The organism is Stenotrophomonas sp. STEN035 (genome assembly GCF_056759935.1).
On the sequence record NZ_JBRRDY010000032.1, the window covers coordinates 28,288 to 51,257 of the forward strand.

Annotated in this window: 18 protein-coding genes; 4 read left to right on the plus strand and 14 right to left on the minus strand. The window is 63.7% G+C overall.

Features of this window, described 5'->3' with window-relative positions; translation table 11 throughout:
- Positions 1 to 187: 187 nt before the first annotated feature.
- Together ACVOLL_RS16075 and ACVOLL_RS16080 are read right to left on the minus strand one after the other, a co-directional pair.
- Entirely contained in the window at positions 188 to 1,165 is a 978-nt protein-coding gene (locus tag ACVOLL_RS16075) for a CsgG/HfaB family protein (protein ID WP_481513798.1), read from the minus strand.
- 247 nt (positions 1,166 to 1,412) lie between these two features.
- Positions 1,413 to 1,742, minus strand: coding sequence for a hypothetical protein (locus ACVOLL_RS16080; RefSeq protein ID WP_481513799.1), 330 nt, complete (start codon positions 1,740 to 1,742; stop codon positions 1,413 to 1,415).
- A 232-nt stretch (positions 1,743 to 1,974) separates the two neighbouring features.
- On the opposite strand from ACVOLL_RS16080, the gene ACVOLL_RS16085 reads away from it, so the two are divergent.
- Positions 1,975 to 3,024, plus strand: coding sequence for a lipid A deacylase LpxR family protein (locus ACVOLL_RS16085; protein WP_481513800.1), 1,050 nt, complete (start codon positions 1,975 to 1,977; stop codon positions 3,022 to 3,024).
- 1,098 nt (positions 3,025 to 4,122) lie between these two features.
- On the opposite strand, the gene ACVOLL_RS16090 is transcribed toward ACVOLL_RS16085, so the two are convergent.
- The 8 genes from ACVOLL_RS16090 to ACVOLL_RS16125 all read right to left on the minus strand — a co-directional run bounded on the left by ACVOLL_RS16090 (position 4,123) and on the right by ACVOLL_RS16125 (position 14,359).
- On the minus strand, positions 4,123 to 5,337 hold the full coding sequence (locus ACVOLL_RS16090) for a D-alanyl-D-alanine carboxypeptidase family protein (protein ID WP_481513801.1): 1,215 nt from the start codon (positions 5,335 to 5,337) through the stop codon (positions 4,123 to 4,125).
- 92 nt (positions 5,338 to 5,429) lie between these two features.
- Positions 5,430 to 6,731 (minus strand): septal ring lytic transglycosylase RlpA family protein, encoded by a 1,302-nt coding sequence (locus ACVOLL_RS16095; protein WP_481513802.1) that lies wholly within the window; start codon positions 6,729 to 6,731, stop codon positions 5,430 to 5,432.
- Positions 6,728 to 7,864, minus strand: a complete 1,137-nt coding sequence (gene mltB, locus ACVOLL_RS16100) for a lytic murein transglycosylase B (RefSeq protein ID WP_481513803.1) — start codon at positions 7,862 to 7,864, stop codon at positions 6,728 to 6,730. The genes ACVOLL_RS16095 and mltB overlap by 4 nt, the downstream gene beginning before the upstream one ends.
- 468 nt (positions 7,865 to 8,332) lie before the next feature.
- Positions 8,333 to 9,439, minus strand: a complete 1,107-nt coding sequence (gene rodA / locus ACVOLL_RS16105; protein ID WP_282271529.1) for a rod shape-determining protein RodA — start codon at positions 9,437 to 9,439, stop codon at positions 8,333 to 8,335.
- Positions 9,436 to 11,532 (minus strand): penicillin-binding protein 2, encoded by a 2,097-nt coding sequence (mrdA, locus tag ACVOLL_RS16110; protein ID WP_481513804.1) that lies wholly within the window; start codon positions 11,530 to 11,532, stop codon positions 9,436 to 9,438. Before mrdA ends, rodA begins: the two co-directional genes overlap by 4 nt.
- A gap of 2 nt (positions 11,533 to 11,534) precedes the next feature.
- Positions 11,535 to 12,020: a rod shape-determining protein MreD gene (mreD, locus tag ACVOLL_RS16115; protein ID WP_481513805.1), complete on the minus strand. Its 486-nt coding sequence runs from the start codon at positions 12,018 to 12,020 to the stop codon at positions 11,535 to 11,537.
- Positions 12,017 to 13,156 (minus strand): rod shape-determining protein MreC, encoded by a 1,140-nt coding sequence (gene mreC / locus ACVOLL_RS16120; RefSeq protein ID WP_481513806.1) that lies wholly within the window; start codon positions 13,154 to 13,156, stop codon positions 12,017 to 12,019. Before mreC ends, mreD begins: the two co-directional genes overlap by 4 nt.
- A 156-nt stretch (positions 13,157 to 13,312) precedes the next feature.
- The gene (locus tag ACVOLL_RS16125; protein WP_005419402.1) at positions 13,313 to 14,359 is read right to left on the minus strand and encodes a rod shape-determining protein; all 1,047 of its coding nucleotides are present in this window, start codon (positions 14,357 to 14,359) and stop codon (positions 13,313 to 13,315) included.
- Between the two features lie 274 nt (positions 14,360 to 14,633).
- Here ACVOLL_RS16125 and ACVOLL_RS16130 point away from each other — a divergent pair, with 274 nt between their 5' ends.
- Positions 14,634 to 15,566 (plus strand): carbohydrate kinase family protein, encoded by a 933-nt coding sequence (locus ACVOLL_RS16130; RefSeq protein ID WP_481510531.1) that lies wholly within the window; start codon positions 14,634 to 14,636, stop codon positions 15,564 to 15,566.
- A gap of 205 nt (positions 15,567 to 15,771) precedes the next feature.
- Here the strand turns inward: ACVOLL_RS16130 and ACVOLL_RS16135 are convergent, their stop codons facing one another.
- The 3 genes from ACVOLL_RS16135 to ACVOLL_RS16145 all read right to left on the minus strand — a co-directional run bounded on the left by ACVOLL_RS16135 (position 15,772) and on the right by ACVOLL_RS16145 (position 18,443).
- Positions 15,772 to 16,407 carry an HAD family hydrolase gene (locus tag ACVOLL_RS16135; protein ID WP_481513807.1) on the minus strand — a complete coding sequence of 212 codons (636 nt, stop codon included), beginning with the start codon at positions 16,405 to 16,407 and terminating at the stop codon, positions 15,772 to 15,774.
- The gene (locus ACVOLL_RS16140; protein WP_481513808.1) at positions 16,407 to 17,141 is read right to left on the minus strand and encodes a hypothetical protein; all 735 of its coding nucleotides are present in this window, start codon (positions 17,139 to 17,141) and stop codon (positions 16,407 to 16,409) included. Before ACVOLL_RS16140 ends, ACVOLL_RS16135 begins: the two co-directional genes overlap by 1 nt.
- Before the next feature lie 264 nt (positions 17,142 to 17,405).
- Positions 17,406 to 18,443, minus strand: a complete 1,038-nt coding sequence (locus tag ACVOLL_RS16145; protein ID WP_481513809.1) for an MBL fold metallo-hydrolase — start codon at positions 18,441 to 18,443, stop codon at positions 17,406 to 17,408.
- Positions 18,444 to 18,575: 132 nt separating this feature from the next.
- On the opposite strand from ACVOLL_RS16145, the gene ACVOLL_RS16150 reads away from it, so the two are divergent.
- A complete protein-coding gene (locus tag ACVOLL_RS16150) occupies positions 18,576 to 19,202 on the plus strand; it encodes a TetR/AcrR family transcriptional regulator (protein WP_481513810.1) in 627 nt (208 codons plus the stop codon).
- A gap of 201 nt (positions 19,203 to 19,403) precedes the next feature.
- Positions 19,404 to 20,687 carry an acetamidase/formamidase family protein gene (locus tag ACVOLL_RS16155; protein ID WP_481513811.1) on the plus strand — a complete coding sequence of 428 codons (1,284 nt, stop codon included), beginning with the start codon at positions 19,404 to 19,406 and terminating at the stop codon, positions 20,685 to 20,687.
- Between the two features lie 254 nt (positions 20,688 to 20,941).
- On the opposite strand, the gene ACVOLL_RS16160 is transcribed toward ACVOLL_RS16155, so the two are convergent.
- Positions 20,942 to 22,894, minus strand: a complete 1,953-nt coding sequence (locus ACVOLL_RS16160) for a M1 family metallopeptidase (protein ID WP_481513812.1) — start codon at positions 22,892 to 22,894, stop codon at positions 20,942 to 20,944.
- Positions 22,895 to 22,970: the final 76 nt, after the last annotated feature.

Sequence of the window (22,970 nt, forward strand, 5' to 3'; positions counted from 1 at the left end):
CGCGGCATCAGCCGTGAAGCTCGTGGATGTTCAGGTTGCGGGCATTGCCATTGATGCAGGTGGTCAGCTTCGCGGCTGACGCCGCTTGTGTCTGCCAGCCAGCGCCTTGCCGAGCATGGCTCGGCACTACAGGTCCGGCAGAAACCAGAAAGGCCGCTTGCGCGGCCTTTCTGCGGGGTAACCCGGCTTACTTGGACAGCTGCAGCAAGGTGGACGACACCCAACCGCGGTTGCCCAGCTCATCCTCGACTTCCCACATCACGCCTTCCTTGGTGCCGGTCGGGTACAGCATCATCCCGGCTTCCAGGGTGCGTACCGGCGCGCCGGTACCACGGGCGTTGGCCAGCAGACGACCCGCACGGGTCACCGTCACCGCCTGCTGCGCATTTGCGGCAGAAGCGTTATCCGGCAAGCCACCCAGCTGGGCGATGATGTCGGTATAGGCCTGCAGGTAGGCCATGGTGATCACCTGGCCGATTTCGGTATTGGCATAGCCGCCAACGCCAGCCGCGCCCAGGCCGCTGCCGCCGAACAGGCCACCACCGGCACCAAAGCCCATATCGCTCTTGCGCGCCGAACCTTCGGAGATTGCGACCTGCTCCGACGAACGCACGTCGGTCACGGTCAACACCACGTCAGCGGTCTTGCTGGTGAAATTCAAACCGCCAACGATCGCACCCGCTCGGCCACCGATCAGGCCGCCCAGCAGGCCACCAATGGCATTGCCACCGGCATTGCTGTTCTGCGAGACCAGATCCGGAATCATCACGTAGTCAGCGGCCTTGATCTGGCCCTTGCCGACGTTGGAACGACCACGCAGATCGCCACTGGCCGCCAGCTCACGCTCGAACTGGCCCGCAGCCATACCAGCACCACGGTCCACCAGGGTGAAACAACGCGAACGGTTGACGAAAGCCTTGATCAGACGCGAAGGCGCCGGCAACTGCTGGCCAGTCCACCAGTTGGTGGAATCTTCCGGTTCGATCACCGACAAGGTGCCGATCGGACGCTGGCAGGTTGGAATCTGCGCAGCAGCTTGCTGACGCTGTTCCTGTGCCTGGGTGCCCTTGGCCTTGAATGCTGCCTGGGCCGGCTGGCTGCTGACAGCCGCAGCGATGCCCAGAGTAATGACCGCTGCAGTGAGCGGCGAAAAAACGTTACGCATCTAATACTTCCCCATTTAACCTGCACCTTACGAGGTGCGTTCCTTTGGCTTTGAGACCTTGCGGTAAGACTCTGTCCCTGATGTTACCTAGCAGACGAGCACGGTCCGGTCCGCCGGAATCCTAACCCAGACGGGCCTCAGGATGCATGACGTTTTTGTGAGAGGGATCTCCTTACAGGCGCAGACAACCGCCCAGAACCGTCTCAAAGAGGGCCACAGGGAGCTCCTGCGACCTTCGCCCACTGACCTACTGTGCGGTTTCCACCGCCGCTGCCGGCGCCCAGCCCTTGTTACCCATTTCGTCCTCGACGTTGAACATGCTGCCGTCGGCGCCACCCGTGGGGAACAACAGCATCCCGGTTTCCAGTTCCGCCACCACCGTGGCCTGGTTGCTGGCACCGGGCAACAGGCGTGCCATGCGGCGCAGTACCAAGGTTCCGCCAGTGGCCAGCTGCTGCACGCCGGCACTTGGTTCGAACGCTTCGTCTGAGCCATCGACGGCGGTGGCCACGGCCAGCGGCACCGCAGCGGTCGGTAGCGGCTTTCCTATCTGCGAGTGCGTGTCATGCAGGATCAATTACCAATTTCACGAAAATCACATTAATGAATAGGGATGACCTGCAACTGACCTACATCGGTTGCAAGCCCCCTACTGCACCTGACAGCACTCTTGCGATTGCACCGTGTGCGCACTCGCATGAAAAAATCCATCGCCACACTCACAACAATCTGTCCGCTCGGTAGCGATATGCCGCTCAACAGCAGACTACTAAGCTGCGTGTCACTTCTGCTGGCGTTGAGAGTTGCAAATGAAATCCGGTGTTGGATTGCTGCTGCTGATGGCAGGTGGATTTGTCAGCACACCTGCGCTGGCAGCTGGACAGTGCGCACAAAGCGCGCTGAGCGATCACCCACCAGCGATCAATTTCCGCGTCGATAATGACTTGCTGGGCGGTGCCCAGCAGGATCAAGGCTATACCAATGGCGCGATGTTCACCCTGGTCTCGCCGAATCTTCAGGATTACACCGACGACCCCTGTCTACCGCGTCTTGCGCGCTGGATGAATCGTCACCTGGAGCGACTGCATCCAGGAGAATTCCAGCAACAGAACATGATTTTCAGTTTCGGCCAGGGCTTGTATACGCCGACCGACAGCGCCCGCAGCGATCTGATCAAAGATGACCGCCCGTATGCGGCGGTGTTGATGGTCAACTTCGGCTACAACGCGCGAAACGGCAATCACCTGCGCACCACTCAGTTGGCGCTGGGAATGATTGGTCCATCTGCGCAAGGCAAGCAGGTGCAGGACGCGGTACACAGCGTATTGGGCGACGAAAAGTTCATGGGCTGGGACAACCAGTTGCACGACGAACCGGTGTTCAAGTTGTTGCATGAGCGCATGCAGCGATGGCCTGCAGAAGGCAATGATGCAGGCTGGGGCTGGGACGCGGTCAGCCACTGGGGTGGTGCCATCGGCAACCTTGCGACGTACGCCAATGTTGGTGGCGAAGTGCGTTTCGGCTGGAAACTGCCTGATGACTTTGGCAGCTCGCCGATGCGACCCGCCGGCGAGAACACTGCACCCACTCGTCGTGGTCGCAGTGAAGGCTGGTCAAGCCATCTGTTTGTCACCAGCGATGCGCGTTGGGTAGTGCGCGACATCACCCTGGATGGCAACACCTTCCGCAACAGCCACAGCGTGGACAAGCGCCCGTTTGTCGGTGACATCGGCTATGGCGTGGCAGTGATGCGCGGCAAGTGGAAGTTCGCGTTGGCCCGCTACCACCGCACCCGCGAATTCGACGGACAGAAAGAGACGCCGGTATTCGGCAGCTTCACCATCAGCCGGACGCTCTGATTGCAGCTGCCGGCGCAGCGCAGTTGCTGCGCTATGTGGAAAGAGAAAAGCATAAAAGCGCCCTCACCCCAACCCCTCTCCCGCACGCGGGAGAGGGGCTAGCAATGCGTCGGCTGCTAGTGCACTAGCCCCTCTCCCGCGTGCGGGAGAGGGGTTGGGGTGAGGGCGCCGTTGCTCCGGCTTTTGCTTTTGCTTTTGCTTTTGCTTTTGCTTTTGCTTCGGCTTTCGCTCTTCAGCTTTTGACTTACCGGGCCCCTTCCGCAGCGACGGAGCTGGCAGACAAGACCCCGAACGGGGCGGCGCACATGGATGTGCGTCGTTTTTCGACGATACAAGGATGTATCGTCGAAAAATCCTGCCAGCGGAGTGAACCCGCGTCGCGCAGCGGCGTGGGCGCGGAGGCAGGGTGTGCTTTCTTTGGGCCACGTTTCTTTGCACAAGCAAAGAAAAGTAGCTCGCTCCCCGAAGGGGAGTGAAAGCTTCGGCAGTTGCAGTTGCTAAAGCCAAAGCCAAAGCCAAAGCTAGAGCAGAGCAGAGCAGAGCTTTCGCCCGCCTTCGGCGCGCGAGCGCACCTTGACCAGCCATTCGGCTGTTAAAGAGCTCTTCTTTGCTTGTGCAAAGAAACGTGGCCCAAAGAGGCACTTTTCAACAGCCGAATGGCTGGTCAAGCACACCCTGCCTACGCGCCCACGTCGCTACGCGACGCGGGTTCACTCCGCCAGCGGGATTTTTCGACACGACATCCCTGTCGTGGCGAAAAACAACGTGCATCCATGCACGTCGCCCTTCGGGTTCTTCCCACTGGCTCCGTCGCTGCGGAAGGGGCCCGGTGAGTCAAAAGCAACGGCAACGGCAACGGCAACTTCAACGCCTAAAGCTACCCCTCCCCAACCCTCCCCTTGCCTGCGGCAAAGGGAGGGCGCAGAGCTGCACTTGGCAAAGGAAGGGCGCTCAGCGGAGCTTGGCAAAGGAACGGGGGCTGAGCGGAGATGCGTCACTCAACAGGCAAAACAAAAGCGGCGTTGCTGCACCCCATCGACCCAAATCCAGTCGACAGAACACCGCAACGCCGCTCGGCTTTTCAGCCGGTGAAAGCCCTTACTCGGACTTCCACCACATCATGAATGCATCCCACAGCCGCTTGAAGAAACCACCCTCTTCCACCGCCTGCACGGCCACCAACGGCGCCTCGGCAACTACCTTGCCATCCAGCGACACCTTGACCGTACCAATCTGCTGACCTGCGGCAATCGGCGCCACCAACTGCTTCGGCACATCCATCGACGGCTTAAGATCGTTGTAACGGCCGCGCGGCACACTCACCAACATCGGCTGCGCCACACCCAACTGCACCTCGTCGGCCGCGCCCTTCCACACATGCTGCGTGGTCACCGCCTTGCCCGCTTCATACATGCGATGGGTTTCGAAGAAACGGAAGCCCCAGTTCAACAGCGCCAGGCTGTCATCAGCACGCTGCTTCTCCGATGCACCGCCCATCAACACCGCCACCAGACGCTGATCACCACGCTGTGCAGAACTCAGCAGGCAGTAACCGGCAGCCGAGGTGTGACCGGTCTTGATGCCGTCCACGCTCTGGTCACGCCACAACAGCAGGTTGCGGTTCGGTTGGGTGATCTTGCCTACCGTGAATTCCTTGATCTTGTTGTACGCATAGGTCTCCGGGTAATCACGCACGAAGGCGCGGCCCAACAGCGCCAGATCGTAGGCGCTGGACTGGTGGCCCTCGGCGTTCAGGCCGTGTGCGTTGACGAAGTGCGAATCCTTCATGCCGATCTTGGCGGCATAGCTGTTCATCAGGGCAGCAAATGCTTCCTGGCTGCCGGCAGCGTGTTCGGCCAAAGCGATGGCCGCATCGTTGCCGGACTGGATCGCCATGCCCTTTTCCATGTCTTCCAGACGCGCGGTCTGGTTGACCGGGAAGCCGCTGTAGCTGCCGTCGGTGCCTGCGCCGCCTTCGCGCCAGGCGCGCTCGCTCATCATCACCTGATCGTCAGGCTTGATCTTGCCGTTCTTCATTTCCGCGGCCAGCACATAGGACGTCATCACCTTGGTGATGCTGGCCGGCGGCAGCGGCGAATGGATGTTCTCGCCTGCCAGCACCTGGCCGGTGGCGTAGTCCATCAGCACCCATGCCGAAGAGGTGGTCGGAACCGGGGCCGGCGGCGTGGCCACCTGCGCCGGAGCGGCAGCTGCGGCCGGCGCGGGCGTCGGCGTCGGGGTGGGCGTCTGGGCGGAGGCCAGACCCACGACGAGCGTGGTGGCCAGTGCAGCGGCGGCAAAGCGGAATTTCATCGGACAGCGGTTCCTGATGGACGAGGAAGAAAAATTCGGGGGGTCATTGTAGGGCGACACCAGCCAGCTGGCGGCACCCCGGTGTGCTGGGGTTAATCGCGGACCACTTGCGGCAGGCCAAATCCAAGACCGGCAATGCGACCGGCAAGTTCCGTGGCACTGCTGCTGTCGCTGGCCGGTACGCGCAGGCGCCACAAGGTACGGCCACCACTGACGATGTCACTGAGGCTGGCACCGACGATACCCGCGGATGCCAGCTGGCCCAAGGCCCGCGCAGCATTGTCACGGCTGGAGAAACTGGCCACCTGCAGCAGGATCGAGCCCAGCGCGCGGGAAGCAGCATCTGGCTGTGGCGTCGCCACGGCCTTGGGAGCCGCTGCTGCAACCGCGGCGCCCGGCGGCGGGGTGAACTGCAGCAACTCCGACGATACAGGCAGGGCCTGGACGCTTACCGGCGCAGAAACGGTACTGGCAGCGCTGGTGGTGGCTGGACGACCGGTGGCGACACGCACACCGTTGTCCTTCATCCAGGCGTCGAAATGGTCGGCATTGCCGGCAACCGGACGTGCCGGTGCGGCAGGCAGCTTCTCGACCAGTTGGTCCATGCGGCTGGGGCTAGCCACTGCAGGCCGCGGTGCCGCTGCGACAACCGTCGCCGCAGCGCGTTCACGACGGGCGCGACGGCTGTCGCCGGAGGCCTGCAGATTCTCGCTACCCGGGGTCAGGCCATGCACTTCGACCCGGCCAGTGCCGCGCTGGGTGATACCCAGCCGCACTGCGGCGGCATAGCTGAGATCGATCACACGACCTTCGTGGAACGGGCCACGGTCGTTGACCCGTACGATCACCGACTCGCCGTTGTCCAGGTTGGTCACCCGCGCGAAGCTCGGCAGCGGCAAGGTCTTGTGCGCGGCAGTGAAGGCGTACATGTCGTACACCTCACGGTTGGAGGTGAGCCGCCCGTGGAACTTCTGCCCGTAGTACGAGGCGGTGCCCTGCTCCACGTAGTTATCGACGCGATCCATGATCTGGTATTGCTTGCCCAGCACCGTATACGGCGATCGATTGCCGACCGCCGAGCGCGCTTCGTTGGTCACCAACGGCTCGGGAATGCAGTCCACATTGGGCACATAGCTCGGCGTGGTGTCGCTCACTCCGGGCTTGTAGAGGCCGCCAGCGGTGTAGTTGCCACGGGTGGACAGGTCTTCCTGAGCCTTGGCATAAGGCGAGCCTTCAGGGCATTCACCGCGTGCACTGCCACGCCCGTGCACCACCGTCGCCGGACGCGATGCAGCGCTTGCGCCCGCTGTAGCGGATGACGACTTCTTCGGAGCGCTGCTGCAGGCGGCCAGCCCGAGCACGATCAACGCAGGGACCAGCCACTTGATGTTCATGCCGGGGGAAGCTCCTTGCCGGCGATGGCCTGGGACAGCTGGAACACGGCCATCGCGTACATTTTGGAGATGTTGTAACGGGTGATCGCGTAGTAGTTCTGGAAGCCCAGCCAGTACTGCTTGCCGTCACTGCCTTCCAGCGTCACCGGGGTAGCCTTGGCGTTGACCGCCCGCACCGGCGTGACCGGCTGGTAGCCGCGCGCCGCCAGTTCGGTAACGGTGTAGGTCGGGGTCCAATCGGTGGGATTGAACTCCTCGAAACCTGCCTGCAGCGTCGCCGGCACCGCAACGGTGCCACCGCGGATCCAGCCACCCTTCTTGACGAAGTAATTGGCAATGGACGAGAACACGTCGTCATAGCTGTTGAACAGGTCACGGCGGCCATCGCCATTGCCGTCCACGGCGAAGTCCAGGTAGCTGGACGGCATGAACTGGCCCATGCCCATCGCACCGGCATAGCTGCCCTTGAGCGAGGTGATGTCGAGCTTTTCCAGTGCGCTCAGTTCGAACAGCTTGGCCAGTTCGTCACGGAAGAACAGCTCGCGGCGCACTTCGCGCTCGAGCTTGGCCGGGTCGCCGGTACGCGGGTACTTGAAGGCCAGGGTGTACAGCGCATCGAGCACGCGGTGGTTGCCAGTATTGCGGCCGTAGCTGGTTTCCACACCAATGATGGAGACGATCACTTCGGCCGGCACACCGGTGCGTTCCTGCACGCGCATCAGTTCATCGCGGTGCTGCGCCAGGAATGCACGGCCACCGTCGATACGCGCCTGGGTGATGAACATCGGCCGGTATTCGTTCCACGGCTTGACCCGCTCGGCCGGACGCGACATCGCGGCGATGATCGGCTCGCGGATCTGCGCCTGCGCCAGGGTTGCTTCGATATAGGCCGGATCGATGCGGTATTTGGCCGCTGTATCGCGCACGAAGTTGGCGCGGGCGGTTTCGAACGGCACCGGCGTCAGGTCGACCGGCGGCAGCGCGGCCTTGGCCTCGGGTACGGCTTCGGCCGGGCCGGTGCTCGGCTTGACCGGAGTTTCCGCCGGGGCCGGCAGAGGTGTAGGAGACTTCGGCTGGGTTGCGCAGGCAACCATGCCGAGGGTGAGGCAGCAAACCAGGGCGCGTCTAATCATCGGGCGAGATTAGCAGGTCAAAGATGAATTTCCCGCAATAACACCATGAAACACAACAAGATTGAAGCGAAAAATACGCTTCGCCCAGCGGTGCCGTAATCCTTCGGATTCACGCTACCCGATGAATAGGCAGCGCGATGCTGCCTGCCGCAGACCGGCAAGCCTGCATGGAAAAGCGCGTAGCCAAGTCGGCGGGGCAAAAAAAAGGAGCGTCGGTCATCTCCCCATCCCGCTGAGATGACCGGCGCTCGCGTCAGCGTCCGGGGGACCCGGGACGACGGCTCCCCCCGTCATCCCGCCAGATGCCAACCTGCCAGCAGCCCCATACGGCGAGCCGGCGGCCACAGCGCGGATAGCGCGCCGGTGACGGGGCGTAGTGTGAAGGTTTAGTAAAGCCAGGTGTTTGATCTGGATCAAAGCTCGCAATATTGACGCGGATAAATAGATGATCCGCGCAACAGCGTTGCGCTAGCCGCCGTGCACCGGCCGGTGCGCACGCACCGCCATCACCAGCCCGAAGCCGGCCAGCAAGGACACCGCCGAGGTGCCGCCATAGCTGATCAACGGCATCGGCACACCCACCACCGGCAACAGGCCGGAGATCATGCCGCCGTTGACCAGGATGTAGACGAAGAACGCCAGACCGGTCGCGCCTGCCAGCAGCCGCGAATAGGTATCGCGCGAGTCCACCGCGATCCACAGGCAGCGGCCGATCACGAACAGATACAAGGCCAGCACCACCGCCACACCGATCCAGCCGTACTCCTCACTCAGTACCGAGAACGCGAAGTCGGTGGTCTGTTCGGGAATGAAGTTCAGGTGCGACTGCGAGCCCAGCCCCCAGCCCTTGCCGGTCAGGCCGCCGGAACCGATAGCGATCTTGGACTGGATGATGTTCCAGCCCGCGCCGAGAGCATCACTCTCGGGGTCGAGGAACATCATGATGCGGTCCTTCTGGTACGGCCGCAGCAGCCAGAACCAGGCCACCGGCGCGGCGGCGGCAACGCCGCCAACGCCCACGCCCACCCACCACCACGGCAGGCCGGCCAGCAACAATACGAAGGCACCGCTGGCGGCGATCAGCACGCCGGTGCCGAAGTCCGGCTGCAACATCACCAGACCAGTCGGCACACCAATGATCACCGCTGCCACCAATACCACCGGGATACGCGGCGGCAAGGGCATGCGGTTGAGATACCAGGCCACCATCATCGGCAGGCTGACTTTCAACAATTCGGCCGGCTGCAGATAGAACAGGCCAAGGTTCAACCATTGCCGCCCGTATTTGCCGGTGCCGAGCACGAACACCGCCAGCAGCGGCAACATCGACAAGGCATAGATCATCGGCGTCCACGCGCGGATGCGCAGGATCGACACCCGCGATATCGCCCACATCGCCACCAGGCCCACCGCGAAGCGCGCGCCCTGCGCCATCACCAGGCCACTGCCACCGGCGCTGTCCAGCACCGACAGGCCAATGACCATCAAGGCGAGCAAGGCAAACAGCAGCGGCCAGTCCAGGCCACGGGTCAGGCGCTGACCCATCTCCAACGCCCAGCGCAGGAAATCCCTCATCGGCGCAACTCCGCTGTCGTTGCCGCTGGTGCCGCCGGACGCGCAGCTGCCGGCGCAACGCCCGGCAGCGCGTCGGGCGCAGGCTGCGGCGGCACACCTGGCTGCGGCGCGGGAGCGCCAACCATGATTGGCAGATCGGCGAACTGCGGTGCTACCAGCTCACCGCGCGCACGCCAGCTGGCATCTTCGGTATCAAACGTCGTCACGCCCACCGCCACCGTGCCGCGTTCGGCATCCAGCGGTTGCAGGCCTTCGGGCATCACCCCGAGCAACCAGGCATCAAACACCTTGCGTGCGATCGGCGCGGCGGCCGAACCGCCGTAGCCGCCGCCTTCCACCGCGATGGCAATCGCGATCACCGGTTCTTCGGCGGGTGCAAAACCAACGAATAGCGCGCGGTGGCGCAGGTGCATCGGCAGGCTGCGCGGATTCAACGCGGCCGTGCCCTTGCGGCTGATGACCTGCGCGGTACCGGTCTTGCCAGCCATGCGGTACTGCGCACCGGCGGCGGACCGCCAGCCACTGCCGCCGGGCTGCATGGTGCCCATCATGCCCTCGCGCACTGCCTGCACATTGGCTGGATTGGGGCTGATCGGTCGGCTCGCTGGCTGCTGCGTCGGCGCCCAGTCGTGGTCGAAGCCGGCGCGCTGCTCCATCACCAGGTGCGGCGTGCGCAGCTGGCCGGTAGCCAGGCCACCAACACCGCGCACCAGCTGCAATGGCGTCACTTTCCACAAGCCCTGGCCGATGCTGGCATTGACCGTGTCACCCGGATACCAGCGCTCCTTGTTGGCTTTGAGCTTGGCTGCGGGGGACGGCAGAATACCGCCGATCTCGCCGGCCAGATCGATGCCGGTGGGCTGGCCAAAGCCGTAGCGATTGCCCATGTAGTCGTCATAGCGCTCGATGCCCATGTCGATACCGAGCTGGTAGTAATAGGTATTGACCGACTGGGTGATCGATTTGCGCAGATCGGTCCAGCCATGACCGCCACGGTTGGCGTCGCCCCAGCCACGGCTCACGCCAGGCAGGTAGAACATGCCGCGCGACAGGATCTTGTCTTCAGGTCGACGCAGACCGCTGTCCAGGCCGGCCAGGCCGAGGAAGGGCTTCACCGTCGAACCCGGGGCCACACCACCCAGCACCAATCGATTGAACTGCGGCCGCGACGGATTCTCGTTGAGTGCCTTGAAGTCGGCGTGGGAAATGCCGTTGACGAACAAATTGGGATCGAACGACGGCAGGCTGACCATGGCCAGGATCTCGCCGGTGCGTGGATCGATCGCCACCGCCGAACCTTCCTGCTCACCGAACGCCGCCACCATGGCGCGCTGCAGGTCGGCATCGATCGACAGCCGCAGATCGGTCCCCGACTGCGCCGGCACCCGCCCAACCGTGCGGATCGCACGGCCCTGCACATTGGTCTCGACCTGCTCGTAGCCGATCTTGCCGCGCAGCTGGGTCTCGTAGAAACGTTCCAACCCGGACTTGCCGATGTGCGTCAGCGCCGCATTGCCCTCGCCCAGCTCTTCCAGATCCTTGTCATCGACCCGGCCGACGTAGCCAATGATGTGGCCGAATAGATCGCCGTAGGGATAGCGACGGGTCAGATAGGGCTCGAGCTCGACGCCCGGGTAGCGCCAGCGGTCCACCGCGAAGCGCGCCATCTCGTCGTCGCTGACCCGCAGCTTCAGCGTTACCGGCATGAAGCCGCGGCGCGCCTTGCGCGATTGCTTGAAGCGCTCGATGTCTTCTTCGCTGAGCGAGAAGATCTTCTGCAGCCCGGCCAGGGTAGCGTCCATGTCCTGGACCTTGTCGGCGGTCACGTCCAGGCGGAAGGCTGGCACGTTCTCGGCCAGCAGGCGACCGTTGCGGTCGTAGATCAGGCCACGCCCCGGCACCACCGGCCGCGCCTTGATGCGGTTGGCCTCGGAGCGGGTGGCGTAGATGTCGTGGTCCAGCACCTGCAGCTTGAAGTACCAGCCGGCCAGGAAACCCAGGGTCAGCAGCACACCCAGGAAGCCGATCGCGGCACGGCGCCGGAATTGCTCGGCCTCTGCATGCGTGTTCTTGTGCTGGCGGCGCGACGCCATCGTCAGCGCCCGCGCTTGCCCAGCCGCACCGCATCCAGCAGCACATACAGTGGCAACCACAAGGCCATGCCCAGCAGCGGCGCCACCCAGTAGCTCCACGGCAGCATCGGCTCGCCCACCAGCAGGTGGATGGCAGCATCGATCACGCGGTCATTGAACAGCAGCCCGCCCATCGCCAAGGCCTGCTGCGACAGCGGGAAGAAACGGATACGCGCACGGAAGCGCTGCAGGATGAAGGCCATCACCACCAGCCGCAGCGCCTGCTCACCCAGAATGCCGCCGAACATCACATCGGCCAGCAGGCCGATGCTGAAGGCGAAGCCCAGCCCGACCTTGTCCGGGGTTTCGATCACCCAGTACGCCAGCACCAGCGCCAGCCAATACGGGCGTGCCGGCAACAGCAGTTCGGGCAGCGGAATCAGCGCCAGCAGCAAGGCCAGCACGAAACTGACCGGCATCACCCAGCCCTTGGTGCGCAGACGACTCATGGCCGTACCTGCGGCGGGGTCGGGTTGTCAGTGGTCACTGGTGTTGCCGGGCTTGCGGATTCGTTGGCTGGCGTTGTCGCCGGGGCGGGCGCCTGGCCTGCAACTGCCGGCTCGGTCACCACTGGCGCGCTGCCCGGGGCCTGCGTGGGAGCCGCAGCCTGAGGACTGGTGGCGTTGCTGGCGGCAGGAACAACCGCAGCTGCCGCGCCCATGCGGTTGACCGGGGCGGCGGATGGACCGCCCGCGGCCGCGGCTTCCGGCGCCGATTCGATTGCAGTGCTGTCGGGCAGTTGCGGCAGCGCCGGTACCGAACGCAGCAGCAGCACGTTGCGGCCACGGTCCAACTTGGCCGCCGGCTCCAGCTCGCCGACCAGGAAGGCGTGGGTATCGTCGGGACGCAGCTTCAGGATCTTGCCGACCGGGAAGCCGGCCGGGAAACGCCCGCCCAGACCGGAAGTGACGATCTCATCGCCGACCTCCACGCCCGCGCTGAGCGGAATATCACGCAGTTCCAGCCGGTCGCCGCGGCCGTAGACAATCAGCCGCACGCCATTGCGTGCCACCGCCACCGGCACCGCATGGTCCGGATCGGTCAGCAACAGCACCGTCGAATGCGCTGGCGTCACCGCGATCACCTGGCCCATCAGGCCACCGGCATCGATCACCGCCTGGCCGACATGCACGCCGGCGCGGCTGCCTGAATCCAGCACCAGACGCTGTTTGACCGGGTCCAGATCGATATCGAGGATGGGCGCCAGCTGCACGTCCAGGCCATTGCGCTCGGCCACGTTGAGCAGCTCGCGCAGCTGCGCATTGTCCAGCGCGGCGGTCTGCAGACGGGTCAGTCGCGCGTTGGCGATCAGCAGCTGGTTGCGCAGTTCGCGGTTTTCGCTGACCAGCTGGTTATGGCTGGCGGCGTTGTCCTTGACCGATGCCCCTACCCGGCCCGGCACACCAGCCAGGGCCCAGATCGGTTGCACCAGCACATTGGCCTGGGCGCGCAGACGCGACATCCAGCCGCCCTGGTCATCCAGCACGATCAAGGTGATGGCCAAGGCCAGGTACGCCAGCAGACGCAGCGTGCTGCTGGCATCCCCTTGACGGGAAGCTACGGGAGGACCGGCGTAAGGGGGCACGACAGAAGGCTGGAAATGGGGAATGAAGAATCGGGTATGGAAACGGCGCGACTGGTGTCACGCCGTTGGCTTGGGGAAGCGGATGCTGGAGAGTGGAACGAGCTGCAGGACACCCTGCTCCCCATTGCCGGATCCCCAGCCCCCATTCCCTGCGGATCACTCCGGCGCAAAGAACTCGTTGCCGTGCATGTCCACCAGCTCCAGCGCACGACCGCCACCGCGGGCCACGCAGGTCAACGGATCGTCGGCCACCTGTACGTGCAGGCCAGTTTCTTCGGAGATCAGGCGGTCCAGGTCACGCAATAGGGCGCCACCACCGGTCAGCACGATGCCGCGCTCGGCGACGTCGGCGCACAGCTCCGGCGGGGTCTGCTCCAGCGCCAGCTTGACCGCCGAGACGATGCCAGACAGCGGCTCGTGCAGGGCTTCCAGCACTTCGTTGGAGCTGATCTTGATCATCTTCGGCACGCCCTCGGCGAGGTTGCGGCCGGAGATTTCCATCTCGATCACTTCCGCCTGCGGGTAGGCGCAGCCGAGCTCCACCTTGATGCGCTCGGCGGTGGCTTCACCGATCAGCATGCCGTGGTTGCGGCGCACGTAATTGGTGATGGACTCGTCGAAACGGTCGCCGCCGATGCGCACCGAGGCCGAATAGACGATGCCGTTCAGCGAGATGACCGCGACTTCGGTGGTGCCGCCGCCGATATCGATGACCATCGAACCACGCGCCTCGGTGACCGGCATGCCGGCACCGATCGCAGCAGCCATCGGCTCTTCGATCAGGAACACATCACGCGCACCGGCCTCCTCGGCCGATTCCTTGATGGCGCGGCGCTCGACCTGGGTGGAGCCGGCCGGCACGCAGACCAGCACGCGCGGGCTGGGGCGCAGCACGCGCGACTTGTGCACCTTCTTGATGAAGTGCTTGAGCATCGCCTCGGTGTAGGTGAAGTCGGCAATGACGCCGTCCTTCATCGGACGGATGGTGGTGATATGGCCCGGGGTACGGCCGAGCATCTGCTTGGCTTCGGCGCCGACGGCAGCCACCGAGCGGGTGCCACCGATGGCACGGTCCTGACGCACGGCCACGACCGACGGCTCGTTCAGCACAATGCCCTGGCCGCGCACATAGATAAGGGTGTTGGCCGTGCCCAGGTCAATGGACAGGTCATTGGAGAACATGCCACGCAGCTTCTTGAACATCTGGGAAGTGATCCTGAGGGGTGTCGCGCCCACGCCGGTTGGCGAAAAAATGGGCAGAAAATGAGGGCAGTTAGCCTATCAACCCACCCCCGCCCGAGCAAGGAAAATCCTAGTGAATTCTGGGCTTTCGACCACTCCGGGCAGCTGCGGTACATCCTTGCTTGTGGCCGTGGACCGCCGCAGCCGGTAACCTTACGCACTTTGGCGCGCAGTCGCGCCGGGTCGCCTGCGCGTGCGCGGCGGCTTTTTCCTTTTACGTATAGGCCTGTTCGCAATGTCCGCTTTGATCTGTGGTTCCCTTGCCTTTGACACCATCATGGTGTTCCCGGACCAGTTCAAGAACCACATCCTGCCGGACAAGGTGCACATCCTGAATGTGTCGTTCCTGGTGCCGCGCATGCGCCGCGAGCTGGGTGGCTGCGCCGGCAACATCGCCTACAACCTGAAGCTGCTGGGCGGCAGCCCGATCCCGATGGGCACCGTGGGCCAGGACTTCGGTCCGTACCGCGAGCACTTCGAGCGCATGGGCATCGACCTGAGCCAGGTGCGGGTGCTGGAAGACATGTTCACCCCGCAGTGCTTCATCACCACCGACCACGACAACAACCAGATCACCGCCTTCCATCCGGGCGCGATGATGCGTTCGCACGACAACCACGTGCGCGACGTGCCGGGCGTCACCTTCGGCATCGTTGCCCCGGACGGCCGCGAAGGCATGATCCAGAACGCTGCCGAGTTCGTCGAATGCGGCATTCCCTTCATCTTCGATCCGGGCCAGGCGCTGCCGCTGTTCAACGGCCCGGAACTGCGCGAGTTCATCGAGCAGGCCGACTACGTGGTGGTCAACGATTACGAGTCCAACCTGCTGCAGCAGCGCACCGGCTGGAGCGAGACCGACATCGTCGCCCGGACCAAGGCCTACATCACCACCCAGGGCCCGCGCGGCGCCATCATCCACACCCCGGAAAAGACCTTCGACATCCCGCCGGCGCACGAGCGCCGTGTGGTCGACCCAACCGGCTGTGGCGACGCCTTCCGCGCCGGCCTGATCTTCGGCATCGAGAAGGGCATGGACTGGCTGACCGTCGGCCGCATGAGCAACCTGATGGGCGCGCTGAAGGTGGAGCACCCGGGCACGCAGAACCAGCGCTTCGACTTCGCCGAGTTCAACGACCAGTTCAAGCAGCAGTTCGGCTACGGCCTCTAAGAAAAACGGCGCTTCGGCGCCGTTTTTTTTGCATGGCCCTCAGCGGGAAACGGTAGTGCCGAGCCATGCTCGGCAGAGGCCTCACCCACCATACGTCGGCCGCATGACACCTGTAGGAGCGGTGTAAGCCGCGAAGCTGGTGATGCTGGATTGCAGGCGAATTCGGCAATCTGATGGTGTGCGAGCTTCGCGGCTTACGCCGCTCCTACAAACCGCCTGCGGCCTGCCACTGCTGCAACAACTGCGCGCAATCGCGCAGCTGCCATTGCGCCATGCCCGGCCACGGATCATCCGGCACATTGATCAGAATCCCCGGCACACCAGCAGCCTTCGCGGTGGCCAGGTCGTAGTAATGATCACCCACCATCCGCATCGCTGCCGGTGCTACATCCCAACGCTCGGCAAAGAACTGCAATCCAGCAGGTGACGGCTTGGGCTCCACTTCCCAGCGACCGATGATCTCATCGACAGCAAAACACTCCGCCACACCAATCGCCGCCAAGGTCACTTCGGCCAGCTCGCGCGCATTGCGGGTAAGGATGCCCAACCGGCAACCATCGGCATGCAGCGCGCGGATCAAGGCCACGGCTCCCGGCGCCGCAACCGACGCTTCGGCCAGTTCCCGCTCGTGCTGCATCAGCCAGGCATGGCTCTCCGCGGCATGCTGCGCCGGCAGGCTGGCCAGATGCTCAAGAATGTCCGCGCCGGTTGGAATCCGCAGTTCACGCCGGATCAACTCAAAGTCATGCACCGGCTCGGTCAGGGTGCCGTCCATGTCAAACACCCAATGACGGCTGGCGGCCACGTCGCAACGCCCCGCCGTATCAGCGAGCACCGGCATCAATCCCAGTTCGGCATCTGGCTGCCGTCCAGCCCGCCAACCTCGAACACCGCCTTGCGGGTGCCGCCGGCCAGTACCGGGAACTCGATCTCGATGACCTTGGCCTTGCGTGCCTGCCGCCACAGGCCGCGGTTGTCATCGATGAACATGGCGATGGCTTCATCGGTATCCGGGCGATGCGCTGCCATGTTGCGGGCAGGCGCGCCGTCGACGCTGACCTTGACCTGGCAGGCGCGGTAGCAAACCTTGGCGAAGTCGCTGGACTGCAGCACCAGATAGGCGTGGCGCTTCCACTCCGGGTGATCGCGGAACACCAGATTCACCTGTTTGGGGCCGGTGCTGTCTACTTCCACGCGGTCCTTGCTGAGGATCGCCGCCGAGCGCTGGGTACCGCCCTTGACCGGCACCTGGTTGTAGCTCCACAAGGCCTGCATGCGGCGCAGCTCGCCGGCTGCAGCGGCCTTTTCGCGGACCTCGGCAAAGCCCGGCTCGATGCGCTTGGCGGTTTCCGAATCGGGGAACTGATCGAGCAAGGCGGCGCCGTGGATGCGCGCTTTTTCCCAATCGGTGGCGGTGATCGCAGCGTCGTAGAGCTTGCCGATGCCTTCGGCGTCGGCCTCGCGTTTGGCGCGTTCCTGGGCGGCAGCCGCCTCTTGTTGCTGGCGCTCGGCCTCCGGGTTACTGCAGGCGGCCAGGGCGAAGACGCAAAGCGCGCCGAGGATCAGGGGTTTCATCAAACAGCTCCAGTGAACGTGGCGCGGAATGGACGCGCGATGGGGTTCACTTTAGAGCATGTTGGGGAGTGGGGAAGCGGAATCAGGATCGCTTTTGGCTTTGGCTCTTATGCCGTCATTCCCGCGTAGGCGGGAATCGCTCTGGCTCTGGCCTTTGCCCCTGACTTCGTGCACAAGCAAAGGCAAGAGCGATTCCCGCCTTCGCGGGAATGACGGCATTGAAAGCAACAGCAACAGCAACTGCAACGGCAACAACCGCAACCATCACTCCTCGCCAACCCGCCACCAATGCGTAGAAGGCGCCGGCGCACGGATATCCAGCCGCTCGCCCATCTGCGGCGCAGTCAACACAACCCCCTGCTCCGCCGCCAATGCGGTAATCCGCTCGAACGGCTCGGTCCAGGGATGCAAAGCCAGGTCAAACGTGCCGTTATGGATCGGCATCATCACCTTGCCGCGCACATCCAGATGCGCCTGCAGGCTCTGCTCCGGTTGCATGTGTACGCCCGGCCAATCCGCGTCATAGGCACCGGTCTCGACCATCGCCAGATCGAACGGGCCGTAGCGCTCACCGATCTTCGCAAAGCCATCGAAATAACCACTGTCGCCACTGAAGAAGATCCGCGTGCGGCCGGTATCGATCACCCACGATGCCCACAGGGTGCGGTTGCCATCGGACAGCCCGCGACCGGAGAAATGCTGTGCAGGCGTGGCCGCGATCTTCAGCCCTTCCACCCGCGTTTCCTGCCACCAGTCCAGCTGGGTGATTTTTTCCTGCGGCACGCCCCAGGCCAGCAGGCGATCACCCACACCCAGCGCAGTGACAAAGTGCCGCACCTTCGGTGCCAGCGCCAACACCGCGTCGTGGTCGAGGTGATCGTAGTGGTCGTGCGAAATGATGACGCCAGTGATCTCGGGCAACTCCTCGATCGACAGCGGCGGCGCATGGAAACGCTTCGGCCCCATGAACGAGAACGGCGATACGCGCTCGGAGAACACGGGGTCGGTCAGCCAGAAGTGACCATCCAGCTTCATCAGCATGGTCGAGTGACCCAGTCGCCACAGGCTGTCGTCCGGTGCGTCCAGCAGCGCCTGCCGGGTCAAGGCATGTACCGGAATCGCCACCTGCGGCGTCGCATCGGCCGGTTTTTCGAACAGGAAGCGCCACCACACCTTGGCGCCACGCACGAAGCCGAGCGGAACCTGCTTGGCCACGTTGTGGAAGCGCCCCTCGCCGTATTGCGGCGACTGGTCGTAGGAAGCGGCAGGATGCGCACCGCAGGTCAGCAGGCCAATGGACATGGCAATCAGCACCGTAATGAGAAGGAGAAAACGAGGCAGGCGACGCTTCATGGCTGGGCTTGCCGTTAAAAGTACACCGGCGAGTCTACTTCCATTTCAAGGAAAGTAAACTGAACGGTGTAAAATGGATGGATGACCGAATCAAAGCGCCCGCTCCGCCTGACCGACCGCAAACGCGAGGCCATCCTGCGCGCGGCGGTGGCCGAGTTCCGCGAACTGGGCTTTGCCGGCACCAGCATGGACCGCGTCGCCGCCACCGCCGAAGTCTCCAAGCGCACGGTCTACAACCACTTCGCCAGCAAGGACGAGCTGTTCACCGCCATCCTCTGGCAGCTGTGGGAAGCCAGTCAGTCGCTGGACGCACTCGCCTACGATCCGGCCCGGCCATTGCGCGAGCAGTTGCTGGCCTTCGTCGCGCAGAAGCTGCGCCTGCTCAGCGATGCCAGCTTCATCGACCTGTCGCGGGTGGCCATGGCCGAGCTGGTGCATGCACCGGAACGGGCGCGCGCAATGATGGACAAGCTGGCCGAGAAGGAAGAGGGGCTGACCACCTGGATCCGCGCCGCCCAGGCCGATGGCCGCCTGCGCGACGACATCGCCCCGGCCGATGCCGCCCACCAGCTGCAGGGCATGGTCAAGGCGTTCGCGTTCTGGCCGCAGATCACGATGGGTGCCGCGCCTCTGGATCACAGTGCACAGCAGCGGGTAATGCACGACTGCGTGGACATGTTCCTGGCGGTGCGCGCGCTAACGCCCTGAGTACGAGTACGGCGCGCCCCCACCCCGGCAGCCTGCCGCAGGGATCATCGCTCGGCTGTAAGAGTAGCCAGGATGACTACAGATGTAGTTACCTTTGACACTGCGACGGCAAGGCACCCATTCGTACACTCCGCGAACACGCCCACCGGGCCCTTCGCAGACACAGGCAACGTGCGCACTTCCCTGAGATGGTCATCGCTGTTGTTGTCCGTACTCCCGCTCCATGCCCTCGCTGCCGATCAATGGATCCTGGCCACCGATCTATGGGGCAACAGCGCCCAGCAGACCTTGAATCTGGACGTGCAAGGCACGCGCGTCAGCGGAACATTGGGCGGTGACCCGATTGCTGGCAGCTTGAACGGCACGCAGCTGAAGTTCACCGCAACCGGCAGCGACGGCCAGGTCTATCACTACGATGGCCGCATCGATGGCAGCCGTATGCAGGGCCGCAGCGACGAGCCGGACACCAATAACCACAGCGCGCGTGCAGCACATGATTTCACCGCTCGGCGGGTGCCGTCACGGCCGGACAAGGCACCGCGCCTGCACGACTTCACGCCTAGCGATTACTCCAACACCTTCAGCGCCGATCGCGCCCCGGCGCTGGTGATATGGCCCGGCGATTCGGTACAGACCAAGACCCTGGATTCCGGCGGTGTCGACGAGCACGGCATCACCCGCGCCTTGTTCGGCAACCCACAGGTCGGGCCGTTCTTCGTCGCCGGTGCCGAGCCAGGCGATACTTTGGCGATCACCATCCGTTCGCTCAAGCTCAACCGCGACTACGCCGACAGCCTCGACGGCATCGTCGGCCGCTTGAAGACACCGCGCATCGCCACCGAGACCGCGGCGCTGGGCAATCCGGTGCGCTGGGAACTGGATCGCGTGCGCGGCATGGCGCGACCGCAGGGCGCCAGCGGCGCGTTGAAGCACTTTGAAATCCCGGTCAAGCCGATGCTCGGCGGCCTCGCCGTTGCTCCCGGTTTTGGCTATCCACCGTTCTCTACCGGCGACACCAGCGACTTCGGCGGCAACATGGATTTCAACGCCGTGGTCGAAGGCAATACGATTTACCTTGAGGTGCAGCAGCCCGGCGCATTGCTGTATGTCGGCGACGGTCATGCCCTGCAGGGCGACGGTGAAACCAGCCAATGGGCGCTGGAAACATCATTGGATGTGGTGCTGAAGGTTGAACTGATCAAGAAGCAGTCCATCGCCACACCTCGCGTTGAATCACCCACGCAGATCATGACCTTGGGGCAAGGTGGCTCCAGCGACGATGCGCTGCGTTTGGCAACCTCGGGGATGCTGCAGTGGCTACGCCAGTCCTATGGTTTGGATATGTCACAGGCAACCCAGGTGCTGGGCGTGGCGGTGCAGTACAGCGTGGTCAATCTTGCGGGGCGCAGTGTTGGTGTGGCGGCGAAGATTGATAAGTCGGTGTTGAAGGGATTGCCGGTTGTTTCGGGGAAGGCTGGAAACTGAGCGCACCAGGCTCTTGGGTTTTGCTCTACGCCCTTAATGCCGTCATTCCCGCGAAGGCGGGAATCGCTCTTGCTTTTGCTCCAGCTTCGCGCCAGTGCAAAGGCCAAAGCCAAAGCGTAGAGCGATCCCCGCCTTCGCGAGGATGACGGCATGAAAACAACAGCAAAGCAAAGCAAAGCAAAGCAAACCACAAACAACACAAACAACAACGGCGGGCTTGCGCCCGCCGTTGTCTTATCCCGCGCTACAACCGATTACTGCTTCGGCGCAGCTTCCTGCTTCGGTGCAGCTTCCGCCTTGGCGATCATCGCTTCCACCGAGGCGGTGGTGATCGGGTGGTAGCCCGGCTTGGCCTTGGCGAACACTTCCTTGGCGAAGGCCAGGCCTTCCGGCGTCTTCAGCAGTTCAGCGTAGATCGGCAGCACCAGCTTGCGGCGACCGACCTTCTGGATGAACTCGCCAGCAGCAGCCTGTGCTTCGGTGTAGCCGCTGCGGATTGCCAGCGGGTACCAACGCATCGCGATCTCGCCGTTCGGGGTGCCGGTGAAGTGGTAGCCCTTGTCCAGCTGCGCCAGCTTCTCGACCGGCAGCTTCTCGCCCATGCCATCAATGAAACGTACCCATTCCTGGGTGTTCCACTCACGGGTTACCTGGCTGTTCGGCAGCGAGTCGCTGCCCAGGAAGGCGATGCGGGCGGTGTCGACCACGGCGAAGTTCCGCGAACGGGCCTTGGTGGCGAACGCCGGGATGCCCGGCTCTTCCAGCCATGCCTTCAGCTCTGCATCGGTTACCGCCGTCGGATTCTTCGGCAGCAGGTTCTTCTTCATGTACTCGACGAACTGGTCGGTGTTGGCGCTCTGGAAAGCATGGTCGTCGAACCAGCCACGCAGGAACGGATCAAACACTGCACGACCAAAACGCTGCTCCAGGAACTGCAGGAACCATGCGCCCTTGACGTAGGCCACCTGGCTCAGCGCATCGTCCGGGTCACGCTCGTTGAGCGGCGGCAGTGCCAGCGCCTGGTCGGCCGGGCTCATGTCCTTCACTTCGTTGAGCAGATCGGTCTGGTCGATCTCGCGCTCCATCTCGGCCATCTCGGCGCCATACAGCGCCTCGGTGATGCGGCCCTGCACGTAGGTGGTGAAACCTTCGTTGAGCCAGATGTCCTTCCAGCTGGCGTTGGTCACCAGATTGCCGGACCAGCTATGCGCCAGTTCGTGCGCGACCAGCGACACCAACGACTTGTCGCCAACGATCACGGTCGGGGTAGCGAAGGTCAGGCGCGGGTTTTCCATGCCACCGAACGGGAACGACGGCGGCAGCACCAGCATGTCGTAACGGCCCCAGCGGTATTCGCCATACAGGTTCTCGGCGGCACCGATCATCTTCTCGGTGTCTTCGAATTCCTTGACGGCCTTGTTGACCATGGTCGGCTCGGCCCACACGCCGGAGCGCTCGGAGATCGGCTCGAACACCAGGTCGCCAGCAGCGATGGCCAGCAGGTAAGACGGAATCGGCTGCGGCATCTTGAAGGCGTAGTCGCCATCGCGTGCAGCCTTCGGGTCGTTGTCGGCGCTCATCAGCACCATCACGTCCGGGCGGCTGGTGACATGCGCGCTATAGGTGAAGCGGACGCTCGGGGTGTCCTGCAACGGCACCCAGGAACGGGCGTGGATGGCCTGCGACTGGCTGAACATGAAGGGCAGCTTCTTGCCCTCGGTCATGGACGGCTCCAGCCACTGCAGACCGGAGGCGGTCGGCGCGGTGTGGTAGGTGATGCGCACCGAGGTCGGCTGGGCCGGGGTTTCGATGCTCAGCTTGCTGCCGAACACCTTGTCGGCCGGTGCCAGCACGAACTGCAGCGGGGTGGCAGCGCCATCGGCGGCCACGGCCTCGACCTTCTCAACGGTCAACTCGCGGGTATCGAGCAGCAGCTGCTTGGCAGCCTTGTCCTTCCACTCCAGCGTATAGGTCGCGGTGCCGCCGATCTGCTTGGCGTCGAAATCGACCTTCAGATCCAGCGCCAGGTCCTTGATGACGACCTTTTCGGGTTCGGCGTAGGAGCTTTCATCGTGGCTGCGGCTGACAGTATTCACGGCGGCGGCGGGCTTCTGGGCGACGGGGTCGACGGTGGGGGCTGCGGGTTCTTTGGCACAGCCGGCGACGAGCGCCACGGCCAGGGGCAGCATCAGGAACGAAGAACGCATTGATCTGGAACCGGTTCAGGGAACAACCGCTGATTTTAAACCTGAAAGGCGTTGGCGGATGCGGCAGTGCGGCATT

Bases quoted from the DNA above. Each gene is read 5' to 3' on its own strand.
- ACVOLL_RS16075 (WP_481513798.1), bottom strand. From the start codon at position 1,165: ATGCGTAACGTTTTTTCGCCGCTCACTGCAGCGGTCATTACTCTGGGC.
- ACVOLL_RS16085 (WP_481513800.1), top strand. From the start codon at position 1,975: ATGAAATCCGGTGTTGGATTGCTGCTGCTGATGGCAGGTGGATTTGTC.
- ACVOLL_RS16090 (WP_481513801.1), bottom strand. From the start codon at position 5,337: ATGAAATTCCGCTTTGCCGCCGCTGCACTGGCCACCACGCTCGTCGTG.
- ACVOLL_RS16095 (WP_481513802.1), bottom strand. From the start codon at position 6,731: ATGAACATCAAGTGGCTGGTCCCTGCGTTGATCGTGCTCGGGCTGGCC.
- mltB (WP_481513803.1), bottom strand. From the start codon at position 7,864: ATGATTAGACGCGCCCTGGTTTGCTGCCTCACCCTCGGCATGGTTGCC.
- rodA (WP_282271529.1), bottom strand. From the start codon at position 9,439: ATGAGGGATTTCCTGCGCTGGGCGTTGGAGATGGGTCAGCGCCTGACC.
- mrdA (WP_481513804.1), bottom strand. From the start codon at position 11,532: ATGGCGTCGCGCCGCCAGCACAAGAACACGCATGCAGAGGCCGAGCAA.
- mreD (WP_481513805.1), bottom strand. From the start codon at position 12,020: ATGAGTCGTCTGCGCACCAAGGGCTGGGTGATGCCGGTCAGTTTCGTG.
- ACVOLL_RS16125 (WP_005419402.1), bottom strand. From the start codon at position 14,359: ATGTTCAAGAAGCTGCGTGGCATGTTCTCCAATGACCTGTCCATTGAC.
- ACVOLL_RS16130 (WP_481510531.1), top strand. From the start codon at position 14,634: ATGTCCGCTTTGATCTGTGGTTCCCTTGCCTTTGACACCATCATGGTG.
- ACVOLL_RS16135 (WP_481513807.1), bottom strand. From the start codon at position 16,407: ATGCCGGTGCTCGCTGATACGGCGGGGCGTTGCGACGTGGCCGCCAGC.
- ACVOLL_RS16140 (WP_481513808.1), bottom strand. From the start codon at position 17,141: ATGAAACCCCTGATCCTCGGCGCGCTTTGCGTCTTCGCCCTGGCCGCC.
- ACVOLL_RS16145 (WP_481513809.1), bottom strand. From the start codon at position 18,443: ATGTCCATTGGCCTGCTGACCTGCGGTGCGCATCCTGCCGCTTCCTAC.
- ACVOLL_RS16150 (WP_481513810.1), top strand. From the start codon at position 18,576: ATGACCGAATCAAAGCGCCCGCTCCGCCTGACCGACCGCAAACGCGAG.
- ACVOLL_RS16160 (WP_481513812.1), bottom strand. From the start codon at position 22,894: ATGCGTTCTTCGTTCCTGATGCTGCCCCTGGCCGTGGCGCTCGTCGCC.